Source organism: Mycolicibacterium austroafricanum (genome assembly GCF_902705885.1).
Lineage (GTDB): Bacteria > Actinomycetota > Actinomycetes > Mycobacteriales > Mycobacteriaceae > Mycobacterium > Mycobacterium vanbaalenii_A.
On the sequence record NZ_CACSIP010000007.1, the window covers coordinates 49,100 to 68,137 of the forward strand.

The following is a 19,038-nucleotide window of genomic DNA, read 5'->3' on the forward strand; positions in this document are numbered from 1 at the left end:
CTCGTGAACCACAGCACGACAGTAGTGCGCCGACCAGCAGCACCGGAACATCGGCGACAATGGTGGGGTGACTGAAACCGTGACCCGAGCCCCGCAGTTGGTGTTGTTCGACCTCGACGGCACCCTGACGGACTCCGCGGACGGCATCGTCGCCAGCTTCCGCCACGCGCTGGAGAGCATCGGCGCCACCGTCCCCGACGGCGACCTGGCCGGCCGGATCGTGGGCCCGCCCATGCATCACACGCTGACCTCGATGGGTCTGGGTGACCGCGCCGACGAGGCGATGACGGCCTATCGCGCCGACTACACCACCCGCGGCTGGTCGATGAACCGCCTGTTCGACGGCATCCCCGACCTGCTGGAGGATCTGAAGCGGGCCGGGGTGCGGCTCGCGGTGGCCACCTCGAAGGCGCAGCCCACCGCGCAGCGCATCCTGACCCATTTCGGGATGGACGGATATTTCGAGGTCATCGCCGGGGCCAGCCCGGACGGCACCCGGGCCGCCAAGGCTGACGTGATCGCCTACGCGCTCGCACAGCTGGGCCCGCGCCCGGAGCGGGTGCTGATGGTCGGTGACCGTTCGCACGACGTGGAGGGTGCCTCGTTCCACGGCATCGACACCGTGGTGGTCGACTGGGGATATGGCGGCACCGACTTCGACGGGCCCGACGCGCCCGCACCGCTGCACCGGGTGGCCACCGTCGAGGACCTGCGAAGGGTGCTCGGTGTCTAGCCTGCATGTGACGTTCGTCTGCTCGGGCAACATCTGCCGGTCCCCGATGGCCGAGAAGATGCTCGCCCACCAGATCGCCGGCCGCGGCCTTGCCGAGCAGGTGCGGGTGAGCAGCGCCGGGACCGGCGGCTGGCACGCCGGCGACGGGGCCGATCACCGCACCGATGCCGTCCTGCGGGCGCACGGCTATCCGACCACCCACCGCGCCGCCCAGCTCGACGAGGACCATCTGGCCGCCGACATGGTCGTCGCGATGGGCCGCAACCACGCCCGGATGCTCGCCGATATGGGTGTCCCGCCGGAGCGGCTGCGGATGATGCGTTCCTTCGACCCCCGCTCGGCCGCCTTCACCCTGGATGTCGAGGACCCCTATTACGGCGGCCCGGAGGACTTCGAAGCGGTCTTCACCGTCATCGAGGCTTCGCTACCCGGCCTGCATGACTGGATCGACCAACGATTGGGGCGCCCGTGAAGCGCTTCGGGTTCCTGTTCCGGCCGCAGTGGCTGGCGCTGTACGTGGTGGTGGCGGCCTTCGCCTGGCTGTGCTTCACGGTGCTGGCGCCCTGGCAGCTCGGCAAGAACACCACGACCTCACGTGAGAACACCCAGATCGCCAACTCGCTGAACACCGACCCGGTGCCGCTGACAACCTATCTGCCGCAGCAGGATTCGTCGGCGCACGAACACCAGTGGCAGCGGGTGACGGCCTCGGGTCACTACCTGCCCGAGGCGCAGGTGCTGGCCCGGTTGCGGTCGGTGGACGGTGCCCCCGCCTACGAGGTGCTGGTCCCGTTCGTGGTCGACGGCGGACCGACGGTGCTGGTCAACCGCGGCTATGTGAAACCTGAGCAGGGCACCGCGGTGCCGCCCATCGCGGCCGCGCCGGCCGAGCCGGTCACCATCACCGCGCGGCTGCGCGATTCGGAGATGCTCGCCGTCGGCAGGGAGCCGTTCCGGGCCGAGGGTGCCATGCAGGTGTACTCGATCAACCCCGGGCAGGTCTCCCAGGTGACCGGCGTCCCGCTGACCGGGTCCTATCTGCAACTGGTCGAGGACCAGCCCGGCGGCCTCGGCGTGATCCCGCTGCCCGTGCTCGATGCCGGGCCGTTCCTGTCCTACGGGATCCAGTGGATCGCGTTCGGCATCATCGCCCCGATCGGGGTGGGGTACTTCATCCTGGCCGAGGTGAAGGTCCGGCGCCGCGAGAAGGCGCTCGCCAACCCGCAGAGCGAACCCGAACCCGACGAGGCGGCGGCGCCGAAGCCGGTCAGCACCGAGCAGAAGCTCGCCGACCGGTACGGCAAGCGGCACTGACGGCCACCGCCACCAGCGTCGCGCCGGCCTGAACCGCCCGCGACAGCCGCACACCGCGACGCAGGTCGGCGGCGTTCGGGGCCGGCCCGTCCCCCAGGGTGGGACGCATCTCCAACCGGTGCGCGTACTGGGTGGGGCCGCCGAGCTGCACCCCGAGCGCTCCGGCGAAGGATGCCTCGGCGACACCGGCATTGGGGCTGGGATGTTTACCGGCGTCGCGTTGCCAGGCCCGCCAGGCGGCGCTGGGGGCACCACCGACCGCCAGCACGACCAGCCCGGTCGCGCGGGCTCCCACGTAGTTCACGACATCGTCGAATCGCGCGGCCGCCCAGCCGAACCGCAGATAGCGGGGCGACTTGTGCCCGATCATCGCGTCCAGTGTGTTGGCACCGCGGTAGACCAGCAGACCGGGCACACCCGCGACCGCTCCCCACAGGATCGGTGCGACCTGCGCGTCCGAGGTGTTCTCGGCGACCGATTCCAGGGCGGCCCGGGCCAGGCCGTCGGCGTCCAGGGCGGCCGGGTCCCGACCACACAGCGACGGCAGCTGCGCGCGGGCGCCGTCGATGTCCTCGCGTTCCAGCGTGTCCGCCAACCGGGCACCCGTGCGGGCCAACGATGTTCCGCCGAGCACCACATAGGTGGTGATCGCGGTGGCGGCGGCCGTCCACACCGGGCCNCGCCGGCGCGCGGCGCGCTCGACGGCCAGCCCGATCGCGCCGAGTGCCCCGAGCAGCACCGCGGTGTGGGCGGCACCGGCGGCCCGACTGTCTGCATAGGTGCGACGCTCCAGTGCCGCCGCCGCGGACCCGAACGCGGCGACGGGGTGGCCGCGCTGCGGGTCGGCCAGGACCACGTCGGCCAGGTAACCGCCCGCCAGTCCGATCGCACGGGCAGAGCTATTGGGCGCAAACACGTCGGCAGCGTCTCACAAGGTGGTGTACTCAGTTCCATGAGGCTCGGTCCCCCGCGGAATCCGAGGCGCGTCGCCGATCTGATCAATCCGGCAGCGGCGCTGGCACCTGCCGCGAACGTCATCATGCAACTGGCGTCCCCCGGTGTCGGGTACGGCGTCCTGGAGAGCCCGGTGGACCGCGGCAACGTCTACAAGCATCCCTTCAAACGGGCCCGCACCACCGGCACCTATCTGGCGGCGGCCACCATGGGCACCGACGACGACCGGGCACTGATCCGCGGGGCGGTGGACACCGCGCACCGCCAGATCCGGTCCGGCCCGGGCAGCCCGGTGCGCTACAACGCATTCGATCCTGCGCTGCAGCTGTGGGTGGCGGCCTGCCTGTACCGCTACTACATCGATCAGCACGAGTTCCTCTACGGCCCACTCGATGACGAGTCGGCCGATGCGGTGTACCGCGACGCCGCCCGGCTCGGCACCACGCTGCAGGTACGCGCGGACATGTGGCCCGCGGACCGGGTCGCGTTCGAGGAGTACTGGAAACGGTCGCTGGACGAGCTGCGGATCGACGAGCCGGTGCGCAGGCATCTGCACGGGGTGGCGGCGCTGGTGTTCCTGCCGACTCCGCTGCGCCAGCTGGCGGGACCGCTCAACCTGTTCGCCACCACCGGCTTCCTGCCCGCCGAGTTCCGCACCCTGATGCGAATGCGCTGGACCTCCCGCCAGCAGCGCGCGTTCGACGCCCTAGTCGGCGCGTTGCGGATCGCCGACCGCGTGGTCCCGCGTGATCTGTGGTTGTTCGGCTACCAGCTCTACCTCTGGGATATGCGGTCCCGTGCGCGACGTGGCAAACGGGTGGTGTGAACCGAACGATCAGGCAAGGAGACTTCCATGGCAATTACAGCGCTCAACCATGTGGCCGTCACGGTCAGTGACATCGGGGTGAGCGGGCCCTGGTACCGCGCGCTGATTGGGACCGACCCGGTGCTCGACGAGCACACCGACGGCGGGTTCCGCCACGTGGTGTGGGCGTTCGGGAACGGCACACTGTTCGGCATCCATCAGCACGACAGGTCCATCGCCCCCGGTGAGTTCACCGAGTTCCGTGCGGGCCTCGATCACGTCGGGTTCGGCTGCGAGACGCGAGCGGAGTTGCAGCAGTGGGCCGGCCGCCTCGATGATCTCGGTATCGCGCACGATGGTGTGGTCGACGCGCACTACGGCTCCGGCCTGAGCTTCCGCGATCCCGACGGTGTCGCGTTGGAGTTCTTCGCCCCGCCGGAGTAATCCGCGCCGAGTTGGGTACTACCTAGGTCATGTTGACCAAGATCGCAGGTGCCGCCACCCAGTTCGTCGAGGGCGTCGGGGGTGTCTTCGGTATCCGGGTCGGCACCGAGGAGCCGCTCTACGTCCACGAAGACGACCTCGGTGCGATCGAGATCCGGCGGTACGGGCCGCGGGTGGCAGCGCAGACCAGCGTGAAGGGTGACGGCCAGGAAGCCCGCAGTGAGGGGTTCCGGCGGCTCGCGGGCTACATCTTCGGCGGCAACCACCGCAAGACGAAGATCGCGATGACCGCCCCGGTCGCGCAGCACGGCGAGAAGATCGCGATGACCGCGCCGGTCGCGCAGACCCATACCGGCGGCACCGGCGAATCGGTGATCCGTTTCTACATGCCGTCGAAGTGGTCGATGGACACGCTGCCCGAACCCGACGACCCGAACGTGACCGTGGTGGACGTGCCCGCCGAGCGCTTCGCGGTACTGCGGTTCAGTGGTGACCGGAGCTCGACCGCCATCACCGCCAAGTCCGCCGAACTTCTACAGGCGCTGCACGGCAGCGGCTTCAACACCGACGGCCCGCCGGTCGCGTGGTTCTACGACCCGCCCTGGACGTTGCCGTTCCGCAGGCGCAACGAAGTCGCGGTGCCNCNCNCCGGGTGNGCAGCACCGCGACCCCGGTGCGATCAGTACTGGTATTCGGCCGGGCAGGACAGGTCCACGTAGACCGTCGCGCCCGGGACCGCCGCGTCCGAGGCGCCGCGTACGGAGTCGACCGAGCAGTTGGACAGCGGCCCGTTACGGGTGCCGTTCAGCTGCACGTTGTAGCCCTGAGTGCGCAGGTCATAGATGGTTTCCTCGACCGATGACGCACCGGCAGGAGCCGCCGACGCGGTGGCCGCCATCCCGAATGAACCGCCCGCCAACGCCATGAAGGCCGCTGAGGCCAGGAGAATTTTCTGCATGTTCGTATTCCTTTCGGCAGAGTTCGACCACCCGGCGGCGCCATGGCGCCCGGGGCAGGACTCCGTGATTTGTGAAGTTTTGGCTAGTGTGTTCTAGGAGTTATCTGCTTGCATATCAGTAGTTTTCAGGCACGTGACCCGCCTTCCGCTGAACCAGACGTGTTCTTGTCTCTCAACGTATGAGCCCATGTCATCACTGTCACGGGACTCATATGAATCACCAACACTTCTCGGCCGGGGAACATTCCACATATATGGTCGAATTTCACCAAGGTGGTTGTCCAGGTGGGAATCCCGAGAGTCGTCCGGGGGTTATCCCCAGGACCGTCGGGGCTAAGGCGTGGAGACGGTCCTGATCAGCGGCAGGTACACGGTATCGAGGATCTCGGCGATCGCGTCGCGGCCCACCTCGACACGGGTGAACACCAGGAGGTCGCGCAGCAGGAACCCGATCGACAGCGCGGGCAGGCGGGCTATCTCCTGCCCGCCGATCTCGCCGCGTTCGCGGGCACGGGCCAGTACCGGATAGACGGTACGTTCGGCCAGTCCAATGATCTGGGTGTGCAGCAGATCCAGCAGCTCATCGTCGGCTTCGGCGACCAGCCGTCGATAGTTGTCCACACCGATGGCCACGAAGTTGTCCGCGATCGCGCAGAACACGTTCAGCAGGTCGTCGCGTAACGATTCCGATGCGGTGAGATCGATCTGGTCGGGTTCCCATCTCAGATTGGGTAGCGCATCGACGACCATATGGGCGCGCGTCCGGTAGCGACGGTAGAGAACGGGCTTGCTGGTCTTCGCCCGCCGGGCCACGCCTTCGAAAGTCAGGTCGGCATAGCCGTGTTCGACGAGCTCAGCCCGGACCGCGTCCCGGATCGCCGACATCAGCGCTTCGTTGCGGCGTCGCGTCTTCGGTTCACCGTCCACGACAGTCCTCACGATTTCCGAATCGGCAGCTGCAGATACGAGGCGCGTGAGCATCCGGTATGGATGACGTGGCGTCCACTGTTGGCGCCGGCGTACTCGCGGATCCCGGGCATCAACGGGCCCAGCAGGTTGGCCGAGCTGATGACGAAGCGCAACTGTTCGCCGGGCCGGAAAGCGAGACCGATGGGCAACAGGTCGATTTCGATCTCGACGGGCTCGCCGTCGACAAGCTTTTCGACGCGGTCGAAGGTGTGCGCGGGCACATCCGCGGTGGACAACTCGTCGTCGAGGTGTCGGGCGGAGACACGCAATCGTCCATCGGATCCCTTGTACCGCAGCACGCTTGCCCCATGGTCGGTCAGATCGTGGATGCGTGCGTTCTGGTTGGGCACGGTGAACTGCTGCAGCGGGGTGCCGTACGCGTCGAGTTTCTGGACGAGCACGAAAAGATCCATGTCGTCGGCGCCGCGTGCCTCGACCCAGAGGTGCGCCTTCGGATAGCCGACCATGACGGTCTCTTCGTCGAAGCGGGCGATGAACGACACCGCGTTCGGACTGCTGTCGACCGCGTAGCCGACCTCCACGCCAGCCGAGGGCAGCCGGGTACTCAACACCCGCGCAGCGCCGTCGAGGTAGAACCTGGTCGAGACGAATCCGGCGGGCGGAAACGCGTCCGCGGGCACGCCTACCTGATCGCCACCGTGCAGGTCGAGAATCGAATAGCGAACGCGGGGTGTGGATTCCCACCCATTGTCGACACCCTTGAGGTAGCGGTCGAAGAAGCGGCGCAGATCCTCGCGGTTGTCCTCGTCGTAGTAGTCCGGCCATTCCTGACCGTTGTGGATCCGCAGCCATTTGTCCTGCGACGCCATCCGCCGCCAGGCCCGGAACGTTCCCGCGGTGTGCAGTGTGTTCGTATAACTGGCCACCACGTACGCCGGCACGGCGATCTTGCAGAAATCCGGGATCTTGTTCTCCCACAGGGCATTCATCTGCGGGTAGCGCTCCGCCTCGGCGAGGATGTCCTCCTTCAGGCCGGCACCGAAGAAGCTGCCTTCCTGCAACTGACGGGCGAACCCGGTGTCCGGCATGCCGCCACGCATCACGAGATCGCGGTAGACATCGCTGACGCCCTCCCACGGGTTGATCGCGGCCAGGTGCGGAGGCTGCTCAGCCGCGGTGAACCACTGCGACACCGCCAGGTAGGAGGTGCCGCTCATCCCGACTTTGCCGCTGCACCAGGGTTGCCCGGCCAGCCATTCGATCAGGTCGTGGCAATCGCGGCCCTCCTGACGGTCCCACAGCACACTGTTGCCCTCGGAGTCGACCACACCGCGAACATCCGGGTTGCAGATCGCATAGCCACGGGCACACCAGTACGCCGGATCGGGCCCCTCAAACTTCTCCAGTCCCGAGACGATCCCGTTGTCCAGGCCGACCATGGCGAACACTCCCATGACGCTGGCCGAGGTGCCCTGCCCCTTGCCGTACGGACTCCAGGCCACGACGACGGGCACCGGTTCGTCGCCCACTGGGCGAAACAGGTCGACGTGGATCGTGACCCCGTCACGCAGCCGGACGGCGACGTCCTTCTCGAAGACGATGTCGACCGGAATCGGCAGCAACTGTGGTGCGACCCGAAAGCCGGCCGGCAACGTAAGCGTGCTCGGCGCGAATCCGGTCAGCACGCCCGTGCGAGCCGCCGGCAGCCGCCCCGATGGCGTGAAGATCATCTGCTGCTCCACGGCCATGGCGCTTCCCCGGATTCCTCGTGCGGCGTCGACCGATGTAGATACGGTCCGTATCTTAAAATCGTACTCGGGTCCGTTCGGGCCGCCGACAACCCTGGCGAGAATGCGCAGAAATGCCGGCCGTTGACGGCACCAATACGCCAAACCGAGCGCGAGTGAGGGAATGCACTGCTACAGGCGCTGCGTTACAGTTTCTGACACCAGATCCCGGCGTAAAATGGGACTGTTGCACCCGGTTTTCGCGGACATCGCGGCTGCCGAGGTTCATCACATTGACACACAAGAAAAGGACCGAAGATGGCATTGAATCGTCTGGCTCGTCGTCGGATTTCGGCAGCGGTTGGCGGTGGCGCCATCATCGCGATGATCGGCTTCACCGCGGCGTGCAGCAGTGACAGCGACAAGCCCGAAGAGTCGCCGACCACCACCACGACCACCACCGAGGTCTCGCTGACCCCGACCGAGAAGTCGCTCAACCCCGGAGGCGGCGTATTCACTCCTCCGGTCACGGCCCCGCAGCAGACCGTTGAGGGTCCGAACGACTGACCGAATCCATGAGAAGTAAGGGCGGGTCCGAATATATTCGGACCCGCCCTTACTTTTTTTTGCGGACTTTGACCGCGAGCGTTCGCAATTGGTCAGGGCGGACGAACGGAATTTCACGCGGCCCGCACTGCGGGATTTGATGGTGGGCGCGGACGGTATCGAACCGCCGACCGCTGGTGTGTAGAAGCCTTTTACCAGCTTCTATAGCGTCTTGTCGCACCTTCGCGGTACCTATATGTCCAGGTCATTGCCTCTCACGGGTTTCATCCCATTGTTCGCGTCTCCCCTGTTTCTGCGCGTCTTGGCGCACGCAGGGCGCAAGCGGGGGCTCGACGTCGGAAGACTCGTTCCTCCCCAAACAGGGCTTGGCCGCGGGCCGTTCCATTGAACTTCGGAACACGATCAGCAGCGCTGCGGTCGCAGTCACCAGTCCTCCAAAACACCAGGGCAGGCGTCAGCCAGAGCATCGCCATGGGCGTGGTGCGCTCGCGGAGACCCTCGCCTGCGCCGTTGCTTCTAGGGTCGCGGTCAACCGACGGAGACTGCCCCCGGTTTGGTTGACTCTTGACCTGTGAGGATTCGTCCTTGCTGGAAGGATCAACCTTGTGCCGACACCGTTTCCTGCCGAGTTCCGGGCCGACGTCATCGCTGTGGCCCGCAAGGGTGAGGCGCCGCTGCGCCAGATTGCGAAGGACTTCGGCATCTCGGAGGCCTGCCTGCATCGCTGGCTCAAGATCGCCGACCGAGAGGATGGCCGCGGCCGGCCCACGTCCTCGACCAATGCGGACGATATGGCCGCGCAGCTGCGCGAAGCCCGCAAGCGGATCAAACTCCTCGAGCAGGAAGCGGAGGTGATGCGACGCGCGGTCGGCTACCTGTCCCGGGATGCCAACCCAAAATGATGTACCCGCTGGTCCTCGACCTTGCTGATGTCGGCGTGCCCGTCACGGTGACCTGCCGGGTCCTGGGATTCTCCACCCAGGCGTTCTACAAATGGCGCAAAGCACCTCTATCGCAGCGTGATTGGGATGACGCCCACCTGATCAACGCCGCCCGCGGCATCCACGCCGCCGAACTCCCTGGGCGCGGGATCACCGCCGGCGAGAACCGTGTCGCACGACTGTGTTCCCAGGAACGCATCTGGTCGATCTTCGCCGCGAAATGTGGACTGAACCGCCGATCCGGACCACCGGTGCATGACGACCTCGTGCAGCGTCAGTTCAGCGCCCTGGCCGCCAACCAGGTCTGGCTGGCCGATATCACCGAACGCCGGACCGATGAAGGCAAGCTCTACCTTGGCGCGATCAAAGATGTCTATTTTAACCGGATCGTGGGTTCTTCGATCGACTCCCGGATGAAGTCCTCGCTGGCGGTGGCCGCCCTGGATCATGCGGCAGCACTGCGGTCACCCGTGGCGACGATCGTCCATTCCGACAGAGGCAGTCAGTTTCGATCGAGCAAGTTCGTGCATGTTCTGTCGCGCAACGGGTTACAGGGATCGATGGGCCGCGCGGGAGCGTGCGGTGACAATGCTGCGATGATGTCGTTCTTCGCCCTGCTGCAACGCAACGTCCTCGACCGGAAACGGTGGGCTACCCGAGCCGAACTGCGCCTGGCGATCGTGACCTGGATCGAGCGGAACTACCACCGCCGTCGCCGGCAACGTGCCCTCGGCAGGCTCACCCCGATAGAGTTCGATCTGCTCCACACATCAGTCGCGACCGCGGCCTGAAATTCACAACCCGCGAGTCAACTGAAATCGGGGCAGTCCCCTCCGCAATTGGAGGCCAGCCACCGGACACCCGACTGACCGACCTCCCTGGACGTCACACCTGAGTGTACTCGACAGGGACATTGTTGACGGTTTGGCTGTGAGAAGGGAGGACCTCCGGGGGTTAGTGGAGCTGTCTGACGTCCTCGCCCACACGCAGGTCCTCTTCTCCCCCGCTGATACCCGGCTGACTGTCTATGGTCGACAACTGCTCGTCGATCGGATCCTGATCGGTGGCCGCAAACCCGCTCACGTCGCGGCCGAACTTGGGGTCTCACACCAGTGCGCGTATCGGAGGGTGCGCCGCTTCCAAAAACAAGACCTTGCGGGGTTGATCGACCACTCCTCACGGCCCCATCGCTGCCCGCGCCGCACCACCGCCGCGGTGGAGTCAGCGGTGAACGAACTCCGGCGCCCTCCCGACGCGGCCAGGACTGGATCGGCGCGGAGCTGGGTCTGCCGGCCCGCACCGTCAGCGCGATCCTCCACCGTCATGATCTGCCCTGCCTAAGGGACGGTGACCCGCTCACCGGTGCGCTGATCCGCGCCTCGAAGACAACCGCGGTCCGCTATGAGCGAGCCGGTCCCGGCGAGTTGATTCACATGGACGTCAATGAAATTGGTCGCATTCCCAACGGATCGATGAACGGTATGGGGTTCGCACAGAGCCTTCAGCTGTGAACATAGAGGGCAAGCCTCGCGCCCGAAACTAGGCAGCAGGTACGTTCGGCACGAGTTCAATCGTATCGGCGATGCCGAATCCTCACGGGGTCAGGAGCCAAGCAAACCGGCGCGGTCCCACGTGCTTTTGACCCATACGTATCCCGAACAAGGCGCGATTGTCTGGCGAAGTCGCACGAACTGGGGAACCATAGCTTCATGCCGACGCTGACCGAGGTGTGGGATTCCACACGGATGAGACTGTTGATCGAGCTCGATCGCGCGTCGAGTCTCTCGGCAGCGGCCGCGGCAATGGGAATAAGTCAACCGTCGGCCAGCGAGCATCTACGCCTCTTGAGTTCGGCGGCCGGCGAACCGGTCGCCGAACGATCAGGACGTTCTCTAGTGCTCACTCCAGCGGGGCGCATCCTCGCACGTTTCGCCGCGCAGGCGCTCGCAAGTCTCGCTGCTGGAGAATCCACGCTGGCCGCCCGCGCTGGACTACGGTCGGGGGACCTAGCAATTGGTGCATCGTCAATGCCAGGAACGTACATCCTTCCCGCTGTGGCCGCGTCTTTCATCGCTCGTTGTCCCGCGGTCACATTGCAGGTTTCAGTTGGATCGACTGAGTCTGTGATGGAGTGGTTACGAGAGGGACGAATTACCTTGGCAGTAGCGTGCAGCGACTCCAAACTCCGAGGACTGCGTTCCGAAAGCATCGGGGCTGATGAAGTAGTCGGTATCTGTAGCCCCGGCTCGATTGAGGTTTCCTCGGACGGTTACGTTAGCGTCGAGCAGTTGGCGTCTCGGACATTGTTGGCGCAGGAGCGTGGTTCGAGTATCCGTGCACACGCACTTCGATTGCACTCATCTGAATCGAAATGGGGTGCGGTGTGGGAGATGGGCTCAATCGATGCAGTCAAAAGGGCAGCACGCCAGAACGCTGGCGTGGGTTTCGTTTCCAAGTACGCCGTCAGCGACGAACGGCGCCGAGGCGAGCTACTGTGCTTTCGGATTAGCGATGTCGACTGGGGCTGCCGAGACATCCGCGCGGTAACGCTAGGCAACGCTATCCAGGCGCCCGCCGATCGGTACTTTCAAGCCCTCCTGACCGAGGCCGTCGCAAGCGGTTCGGGGCTCCTGTGTCCTTGAAGTGAATCGTTCGAAGGCGTCGTCGGCGGTATAGGTCCGGTTGAATGGGCCGCGCGAATTGTGGTTCCAGGCTGTCACTCTGATGATTAGCGTGAACTCGAGGGCACCGAGATAGTGGCCGGCCATCTTCCGAATCCGACCGGTTGTTTGAGTTCCTGGCGGCACGACGGCGAGATCGCACCGCTCACCCTTTAGATAATCCCGATGACCATCGATCACCGGGCACGACAGAGTCTCCGGACATGGCCGGGGCGGTTCACGGACCCCGCAGCGGCCAGACCCGGAATGGCCATCACGGATCACCTAGAACTGGAGATCTGACCCACCTATCGGAAAATCCAAACTGAGACTGCGGTCGCATACGGGCTCTGTATATGTCGGACATTTTCCTTGGTTGCCGGTGCCGGATCGCCCTACTGTGCATTGGTATCCGAATTCACATTCGGCAGACGGAGATTCGACTGAATGAGGTGACCAATTGTCTTCGTACGATAGCGCTGTTGATGTGTTGATCGTCGGTGCGGGGGTGGTGGGAACCTCAATCGCGAGGGAGCTCTCTTTGCTTGATGCCAAAATCGCTGTAGTCGAACGCTGGCACGATGTCGGCGAGGAGACGTCGAAGGCCAACAGCGGCGTAGCCAACTGCGGGTGGTCGGCTGCCCCGGGCAGTCTTGAAGCGCAGCTGATCCTCGCCTCGGCACCTCAGTGGGAGAAAATTTCCCGAGATCTCGGTGTCGCCTTCCGTCGAGTCGGAATCACCATGCTGGCCCTGAATGAGGACGAGGTCGAGGAGCTGCCGAAATGGGCCGACCGGGCCCAGCAGAACGGCGTAGAGGCACGACTCGTTACCGGAGGCGAAGTTGCAGAACAGGCGCCGCACGCCTCCCCTAAAACGCTTGCGGGTCTGTACATTCCGGAAGAAGGGGTCGTGGACTCGGTGCGGCTTTCGGTCGCCTACGCCGAACAGGCCGAACTCAACGGCGCTCGTTTCTACTTCTCTGAGCCAGTCACGAGCGCGCAGAAAGACGGCGACCGCGTAGTCAGCGTTACGACGTCAAAGAGAACATTTTTTCCCAAGTTCGTCGTGAACGCCGCTGGTCTGGGCGCCGACCAAGTGTCGCGCATACTCGGTGGCGACGTATTCACAGTCACCCCTCGGCGCGGGCAGTGGGTGTTGTTGGATCGAGAATTCGGCAAGAACGTCCCAAGCATGTTGACCGGTGTTCCGGGGAGGCTTGGACACGGGCCGATGGTGCTGCCCACCGCCCATGGCTCGGTGCTGCTGGGGCCGACAGCAGAAGACCAAGACGACAAGCTCGACCGATCGACGGATGAGGACGCTCTAGACGACGTTCTTCGTAGATGCATGGACATGATGCCTTCCATCGACTTGCGGTACGTCACCAAACGATTCGCAGGAGTGAGAGCGAACTCAGATCCCACCTACCGGATCGAGTGGTCGGAGTCAGCCGGGAACCTTCTTCAGGTCGCCGGTATCCGTTCTACAGGCGTTTCGGCTTCCCCGGGGATTGGTCAGTATGTCCGCGGGCTCCTAGAAGAAGCAGGTCTTGGCGGAGCCCCAAGGTCGGACCCAGTCCGCATTCTGAGCTACTCCCAACCGCTGTGGCAGGACCTAGATTGTGATCGGGCCGCTGCTGATCCACTCGGGCGGACTGTTATCTGCGCCTGTGAAAAGGTGACCGCCGCGGATATTCACCAGGCACTGTCCCCTCCATTGCCGGCAACGTCGATTGCAGGGGTGGCCCGGCGAACACATGCGACGTGGGGGCGTTGCCAGGGTTCGGCGTGCTTGTCCGGTGTCTCATTCATTACATCGCTGTACACCGACCACGAACCGTGGCAGATCCCATACCACGAAGAAGGATCCGATCTGGGAGTGGGCAAAACCGATGACTGACGTCGTTGTAGTTGGCGGTGGACGCTGTGGACTTCACGCCGGCACCATGTTAGCTGAGCAGGGATTCGCGGTCACACTGGTCGAAAGGCTGCCTCAGGCCGGGGGCCAGGAACCTGAGCGTGACGCGCACAGGCTCGTCAAGGAGGCACGACTCACGGGTGTCAGGTTCGTTCTCGGCACCCTGGCGGTCGAGTATCGGGGCGGTGCAATTGCGATGCTGGGTATCGATGGGGCGGCCATCGTCCCCACCAAAGCGCTGGTTCTTGCCACTGGCACGCGGCCAAGAACACGAGCCGAGCTCAACATAGGCGGCGAACGAGGTGCCGGTGTGCTGCCAGGGTCAGCCGCACTGCATTTCCTCGATTCCGGGTTACTGCCGGGTCGCCGCCCAGTCGTTATCGGCTCAGGCGAGCTCGCGCACCACCTCACAAGCAAGCTGCTCAGCAAGGGGGCTCAAGAAGTGAGCGTGGTCACCGAATCAGGGGCCGGAGTCTTCCCAGAAAGCGTCCGGCACTACTCCCACGCGAGACCCAAGACAATCCGTGGGTTTCCCCGCCTGCACACGCTAGAAATCGAAACTCGAGACCGGTTGCTATCGCTTTCCACTGATTCGGTGATCCTGGCCTCCGGACGAATCCCCATGCGCAACGTAGAGGGTGCGATTTATGGAGGCAGCCCAACGGTATATGAGTGCTTCTCCGATTCAGATCCAAAAACAGCTGACAACGCTCGAACCATTGCGGCCACTACCAGCCGCCTAATAACAAGCCGCCTACGCTAAGGCGATTACACCGGAGAAAAATTATGCAAGTTCTGTCGCCCGTGGGAAGATTTTCCGTTAATTACCATGGCTTATATATCCAAGACCGTCGAATCGTCGTGAGAGCTTCGCTGGGTGCTTGGCGGTCAGAAGTCACGTTGGAGAGATCTGACATTCCGCTCATCTCAAGCATACTCGCTGTTTTCAGCGCTCTCCCGCTTGTCACGTTCTGCCTCGGGCGGCGGTCAGCTTCAAGGAAACAGGTGAAATAAATTGGCAAATAACGTTTTCAACAGCATCGTCGGAACGGCGCTCGCAGACGGATATGGTGTACTCGGGTTAAATGTATTCGATGAGTTGACCTTGCGAACCGCGGTAGAGGCTGCCGAGTCACAGGGAGCGTCGCTGATCGTGCAAACGTCCGTCAAGACGGTGAAAGCCATAGGTGCAAAACGTTTGTCAGATCAGTTCAAGCTCGCGACATCTCTTTCTCTGACGCCGGTTGCGCTGCATCTAGACCATTGCCCGGACCGTGCCGTCATCTCGGAGTGCATCAGGGAAGGCTGGGACTCGGTGCTCTTCGATGCCTCCAGCCTTCCTTTGCATATTGCAACTGCCCAGACCAAAGAAGTAGTGGAGGAGGCCCACGCCCAAGGGGTGAACGTCGAAGGAGAGATCGAAGGAATTCAAGGTGTCGAAGATGGAATTGGCAGCGACGACGTTCCTCTGCTCTATCCGATCGAGACTGTAATTGACTTCATTGAAACAACCAGAATCGATTGTTTTGCACCAGCCATCGGGAATGCACACGGACTCTACAAGCAAGTCCCGCAACTAGATGTCCAACGTGTGCGCGATATAGTCGCGGCCACAAATATCCCAATGGCATTGCACGGAGGATCTGGGCTCTCATCGGAACAATTTAGCGAGCTCATTGCGGCAGGGTGCGCAAAGGTGAACATCTCCACCGCACTGAAGAAGACCTACATTGAAGGTTTCCGCAGCTATCTCACCGAGCATACGTCCGCATCAGAACCCCTTACTGTGATTGAGCACGTTCGCCAGAATGTTCGGCGAATCGTAGTCGACTATATCCACGAGTTTGGCAGCTCCAAAGTGATTTCCACATGAAGGCTCTGATTTTTGATTGCGACGGTGTTCTCGCCGACACCGAACGTGACGGTCACCGGGTAGCGTTCAATCAAGTATTTGCTGAGAATTCGGTCGCCTTCGAGTGGACGGACTCGGCCTATCAGCAGGCCCTCAAGGTTGGCGGCGGTAAGGAGCGCCTGCGAGCGCTGCTGTCTCCGGACTTCACCACGAGGCATGACTTGCCCAACGACGCTGCCGAACTTGAAGCCCTCATAGCGAGTTGGCACCGGCGAAAGACACAGTTGTACGTGGACCTCCTCGACTCTGGTGCTGTGCGGCCAAGATCCGGTGTGCGGCGGCTTTCTTGCGAAGCCCTTGAACAGGGCTGGAGGCTTGCAGTCGCATCGACGTCTGCACATGCGTCGGTTCGAGCTGTTTTGAATAGGGCAATGGGAGCAGAACTCGCAGAGCAGTTCTCGGTCTTCGCAGGCGATGATGTTCAACGAAAAAAGCCGGCGCCTGACATCTATCTCCTCGCGCTCAAACAGCTGGGAGTCAGAGCCTCCGACACGGTTGTGGTCGAAGATTCCGCCATTGGCATACAAGCGGCGCGCGCAGCGGGCATCACTGCAGTGATCGCGACGCCTAGCACGTACACGATTCATGAAGACCTCAGCGCCGCAGCAATAGTGGTCAGCGAGCTCGGCGACGCGGGAGTGAGTACTCACTGCGCAGGGACAAACGTTATCGGCAATTTGATTCACGACGTAGTGGAGCAACGGCATCTCCAAGCCCTCTTGGAAATTGGTGTAGCACCCGAGGAAGCGAGTAATCATGCAGATAATAAGTAGCATCGTCCTCTACACGATGATGGCATTCGTCCTCATTGGAGCAGCGTTTGCGATACGCGACAGCGAATCGGGTATTGGGAAAGAGTTCCTGCAGGGAATCCACTCAATCGGACACCTGTTCATCCCCGTAGCGGGAATCATGGCATCGATTCCGTACCTCACTATTGCAGTCGAAAAGGGCGCCGGCCCCATTTGGCAGGCGCTGGGCGCTGACCCCTCCATCGCTGCAACAACATTCATCGCCTCCGATATGGGCGGCTATCAATTGGCCTTCGCAACAGCAGATAACAGTGGGGCCTGGATTACCGCGATGGTAACTGGGTTCATGGCGGGAGCAACAATCGTGTTCACCGTCCCCGTCGGATTGGCGATGCTACAGAAATCTGACCAGCGATACATGGCGCTGGGGATCATGTCAGGTGTACTGACAATCCCAATCGGAGTTCTGGTGACCATGGTGACCATCATGGTCACTCGCCCGTTCATTCGCGGAGACGTGCGGACGACCGGTCCCTCTGACACGGTGATCGAGGGGCTAAACTTTGCCGAATTGCTAAGAAACCTATTCCCGTTGCTCCTTATCGTCGTTCTCATCGCCGCTGGGCTAAAGTTCGCACCCGGTTTCATGATCAAAGCATTCATCATCTTTGGTCGCCTCATTGACGCGGCGGTCAAGATCATTCTCGCCCTGTCGATAGTCGAGTACTTCACTGGAATCTTTGGGAAAATCTTTGGCTCTTGGGGATTCGAGCCTATCATTGCCACTCCAGACGACCCGTTTCGTGCCCTTGAGGTTGTCGGAGCGGTTGGCATCATGCTGGCAGGCGCATTTCCCATGGTGTACGCCATTAATAAGTTTCTTGCAACGCCCTTGAGCCGCTTAGGAAATCGCGTTGGTATCAGTGAAGCTGGAGTCACCGGAATGCTGGGTGGCGCGGCCAATGCGCTCGCGCTCTTTCACGTCGTCAAGTCAATGTCCCCAAAGGACAAGGTGATGTCCATTGCGTTCGTAGTGTGCGGTGGGTTTTTGCTCGGAGACCACCTCTCCTTTACTGCGAACTTCCAGCCCAACCTCATCGGCGCTGTACTTCTGGGCAAACTATCTGCCGCCGTTCTCGCGGTGATCTTGGCGCGTTACATCGCGGTCCCCACCGCGGAGCGGTTGGCACAAAACGATAATCCGTTCATTGATGCGACACCTTCACAGGGTCTGCACGGAAAATGAACGAACCAGATTCTGCAGCTCATCGTGATCTGGGTGCTGTGGTCCAAGCGCATTGGCCGAACCGTTCTTGGAAGTCCGTTCCGTTGGACGGGGGTATGACCAATCGTAATTGGCGTGTAACGGTCAAATCGGACACCCGAGATACGGAGCGAGACTTCGCTGTCCAACTCCTGCTGTCTACCGACCATGCAGCCAGAATTGGAATCAATAGGAGCACCCAGGGGCAGGTGATGCCGATCGTCGAGGAGCTGAAGCTGGGCCCAAAGCTTGTTGCATGGCGACACGACAACCCTTGCGCTCTGATCACAGACTTTATCCGCAACACCAGCTGTTGTGGACCACAAGACCGGCCACGAGTAATTCTCTCGGTGGCTGCGGCGCTGGCGCGTCTACACGGACACACGCAGAAGACCACCTTGCACAACTACATAGCCGATCCATTCGATGGTAACGAGTGGCTTTTCCGGAGAGTCCAGAAGCTTGTTCCACAAGCAGCGAAGTCCTTCGCTTGGGCCCTTGATCTGAGTAGTCGTTGTCAGCGCGCGCGAGGTGCGTTTGATGCTTGTCTTTTGCACTCAGATCTGTCAGTCGGGAACGTGTTGGTATCGCCGTCAGACGTGACGCTCATTGATTGGGAGTACGCGGGCGGCGGAGACAGATACTTCGATTGCGGCGATTTCGCAGAGAAATGGGAGCTCAGCGCTGATGAAGAGCACCAATTCGTCGTTGCGTATTCATCCGGGAAGGATTCACTTGAGTATCAACTCGCTGCTCTGCGCATGTACCGCTTCCATAGTCGGCTACGGGAGGCATTGTGGGCAGTGGCGGCGAGTACCACTCATTTCGTCGACTTCGACCACATCGCTTACAGCCGAGCCTGCGCGGTCCGCCTTGACGAGATTGCCAGTAGCAGCGCGTTTGAAGACAGCGTGACCATGATGGAATCAAGTACGGAAGCGAAGGAAGTACAGTGCTCGTGACTTCATCTGACCTCAGCTGCAACACTGCCGAGGCCCTCAGAGAACGACAGATCAAGGTTGAGCGTGCCTCGGCGGAGTACGTACGCTTGGTCCACCCTTCATTTCTTACGGGGCTCGCGCCTGAGTCTGAAGTGAGCGTGACTAGGCGCTTCCGTCAGATAATCGATCTTTTCGAGCCGCAACGAGAATCCACTCCG

General features: G+C 62.6%; 20 protein-coding genes. 16 read left to right on the plus strand and 4 right to left on the minus strand.

The features are described 5' to 3' along the window. The first annotated feature begins 67 nt into the window (after positions 1-67). The 3 genes from BEMPMBAN_RS06360 to BEMPMBAN_RS06370 are packed head-to-tail and all read left to right on the plus strand — an operon-like array spanning position 68 to position 2,047. Positions 68-733, plus strand: a complete 666-nt coding sequence (locus BEMPMBAN_RS06360) for an HAD-IA family hydrolase (RefSeq protein WP_200845892.1) — start codon at positions 68-70, stop codon at positions 731-733. Beyond that, on the plus strand, positions 726-1,205 hold the full coding sequence (locus BEMPMBAN_RS06365) for a low molecular weight protein-tyrosine-phosphatase (protein ID WP_159229555.1): 480 nt from the start codon (positions 726-728) through the stop codon (positions 1,203-1,205). Before BEMPMBAN_RS06360 ends, BEMPMBAN_RS06365 begins: the two co-directional genes overlap by 8 nt. Then, positions 1,202-2,047, plus strand: a complete 846-nt coding sequence (locus tag BEMPMBAN_RS06370; protein WP_159229556.1) for an SURF1 family cytochrome oxidase biogenesis protein — start codon at positions 1,202-1,204, stop codon at positions 2,045-2,047. The genes BEMPMBAN_RS06365 and BEMPMBAN_RS06370 overlap by 4 nt, the downstream gene beginning before the upstream one ends. Here BEMPMBAN_RS06370 and BEMPMBAN_RS06375 read toward each other — a convergent pair. Further along, positions 2,001-2,963 carry a cobalamin biosynthesis protein gene (locus BEMPMBAN_RS06375; protein ID WP_159229557.1) on the minus strand — a complete coding sequence of 321 codons (963 nt, stop codon included), beginning with the start codon at positions 2,961-2,963 and terminating at the stop codon, positions 2,001-2,003. The genes BEMPMBAN_RS06370 and BEMPMBAN_RS06375 overlap by 47 nt on opposite strands. A gap of 36 nt (positions 2,964-2,999) precedes the next feature. On the opposite strand from BEMPMBAN_RS06375, the gene BEMPMBAN_RS06380 reads away from it, so the two are divergent. The 3 genes from BEMPMBAN_RS06380 to BEMPMBAN_RS06390 are packed head-to-tail and all read left to right on the plus strand — an operon-like array spanning position 3,000 to position 4,969. Then, positions 3,000-3,827, plus strand: coding sequence for an oxygenase MpaB family protein (locus BEMPMBAN_RS06380; RefSeq protein ID WP_159229558.1), 828 nt, complete (start codon positions 3,000-3,002; stop codon positions 3,825-3,827). Positions 3,828-3,854: 27 nt separating this feature from the next. After that, the gene (locus BEMPMBAN_RS06385) at positions 3,855-4,250 is read left to right on the plus strand and encodes a VOC family protein (RefSeq protein ID WP_159229559.1); all 396 of its coding nucleotides are present in this window, start codon (positions 3,855-3,857) and stop codon (positions 4,248-4,250) included. A gap of 29 nt (positions 4,251-4,279) precedes the next feature. After that, the gene (locus BEMPMBAN_RS06390) at positions 4,280-4,969 is read left to right on the plus strand and encodes an SOUL family heme-binding protein (protein ID WP_159229560.1); all 690 of its coding nucleotides are present in this window, start codon (positions 4,280-4,282) and stop codon (positions 4,967-4,969) included. Here BEMPMBAN_RS06390 and BEMPMBAN_RS06395 read toward each other — a convergent pair. The 3 genes from BEMPMBAN_RS06395 to BEMPMBAN_RS06405 form a co-directional block, all read right to left on the minus strand. After that, positions 4,930-5,208 carry a hypothetical protein gene (locus tag BEMPMBAN_RS06395; protein WP_159229561.1) on the minus strand — a complete coding sequence of 93 codons (279 nt, stop codon included), beginning with the start codon at positions 5,206-5,208 and terminating at the stop codon, positions 4,930-4,932. The genes BEMPMBAN_RS06390 and BEMPMBAN_RS06395 overlap by 40 nt on opposite strands. 333 nt (positions 5,209-5,541) lie before the next feature. After that, on the minus strand, positions 5,542-6,093 hold the full coding sequence (locus BEMPMBAN_RS06400; protein WP_234897329.1) for a TetR/AcrR family transcriptional regulator: 552 nt from the start codon (positions 6,091-6,093) through the stop codon (positions 5,542-5,544). Between the two features lie 50 nt (positions 6,094-6,143). Next, the gene (locus tag BEMPMBAN_RS06405; protein ID WP_159229563.1) at positions 6,144-7,886 is read right to left on the minus strand and encodes a CocE/NonD family hydrolase; all 1,743 of its coding nucleotides are present in this window, start codon (positions 7,884-7,886) and stop codon (positions 6,144-6,146) included. 297 nt (positions 7,887-8,183) lie between these two features. Here BEMPMBAN_RS06405 and BEMPMBAN_RS06410 point away from each other — a divergent pair, with 297 nt between their 5' ends. From BEMPMBAN_RS06410 to BEMPMBAN_RS06455, 10 genes are all read left to right on the plus strand, one after another. After that, positions 8,184-8,432 carry a hypothetical protein gene (locus BEMPMBAN_RS06410; protein WP_057169796.1) on the plus strand — a complete coding sequence of 83 codons (249 nt, stop codon included), beginning with the start codon at positions 8,184-8,186 and terminating at the stop codon, positions 8,430-8,432. 605 nt (positions 8,433-9,037) lie between these two features. Continuing rightward, positions 9,038-10,164, plus strand: a protein-coding gene (locus BEMPMBAN_RS06415) for an IS3 family transposase (protein ID WP_159229564.1) whose coding sequence is annotated in 2 segments (ribosomal slippage) — positions 9,038-9,329 and positions 9,329-10,164 — 1,128 coding nt in all. Because the reading frame shifts where the segments join, the coding sequence is not laid out codon by codon here. Between the two features lie 166 nt (positions 10,165-10,330). After that, entirely contained in the window at positions 10,331-10,714 is a 384-nt protein-coding gene (locus BEMPMBAN_RS33120; protein WP_159229565.1) for a leucine zipper domain-containing protein, read from the plus strand. A 404-nt stretch (positions 10,715-11,118) separates the two neighbouring features. Then, entirely contained in the window at positions 11,119-12,015 is an 897-nt protein-coding gene (locus BEMPMBAN_RS33125) for a LysR substrate-binding domain-containing protein (protein ID WP_425294937.1), read from the plus strand. Positions 12,016-12,493: 478 nt separating this feature from the next. Next, positions 12,494-13,933 (plus strand): NAD(P)/FAD-dependent oxidoreductase, encoded by a 1,440-nt coding sequence (locus BEMPMBAN_RS06430; RefSeq protein WP_159229567.1) that lies wholly within the window; start codon positions 12,494-12,496, stop codon positions 13,931-13,933. Then, complete coding sequence (locus BEMPMBAN_RS06435; RefSeq protein WP_159229568.1) at positions 13,926-14,714, plus strand: FAD-dependent oxidoreductase; 789 nt, start codon at positions 13,926-13,928, stop codon at positions 14,712-14,714. Before BEMPMBAN_RS06430 ends, BEMPMBAN_RS06435 begins: the two co-directional genes overlap by 8 nt. Positions 14,715-14,966: 252 nt before the next feature. Beyond that, entirely contained in the window at positions 14,967-15,824 is an 858-nt protein-coding gene (locus BEMPMBAN_RS06440) for a class II fructose-bisphosphate aldolase (protein WP_159229569.1), read from the plus strand. Continuing rightward, on the plus strand, positions 15,821-16,636 hold the full coding sequence (locus BEMPMBAN_RS06445; protein ID WP_159229570.1) for an HAD-IA family hydrolase: 816 nt from the start codon (positions 15,821-15,823) through the stop codon (positions 16,634-16,636). The genes BEMPMBAN_RS06440 and BEMPMBAN_RS06445 overlap by 4 nt, the downstream gene beginning before the upstream one ends. A 16-nt stretch (positions 16,637-16,652) precedes the next feature. Then, a complete protein-coding gene (locus BEMPMBAN_RS06450) occupies positions 16,653-17,861 on the plus strand; it encodes an ethanolamine utilization protein EutH (RefSeq protein ID WP_234897319.1) in 1,209 nt (402 codons plus the stop codon). Then, positions 17,858-18,841 carry a phosphotransferase gene (locus tag BEMPMBAN_RS06455; protein ID WP_272952217.1) on the plus strand — a complete coding sequence of 328 codons (984 nt, stop codon included), beginning with the start codon at positions 17,858-17,860 and terminating at the stop codon, positions 18,839-18,841. Before BEMPMBAN_RS06450 ends, BEMPMBAN_RS06455 begins: the two co-directional genes overlap by 4 nt. Positions 18,842-19,038 lie beyond the last annotated feature (197 nt).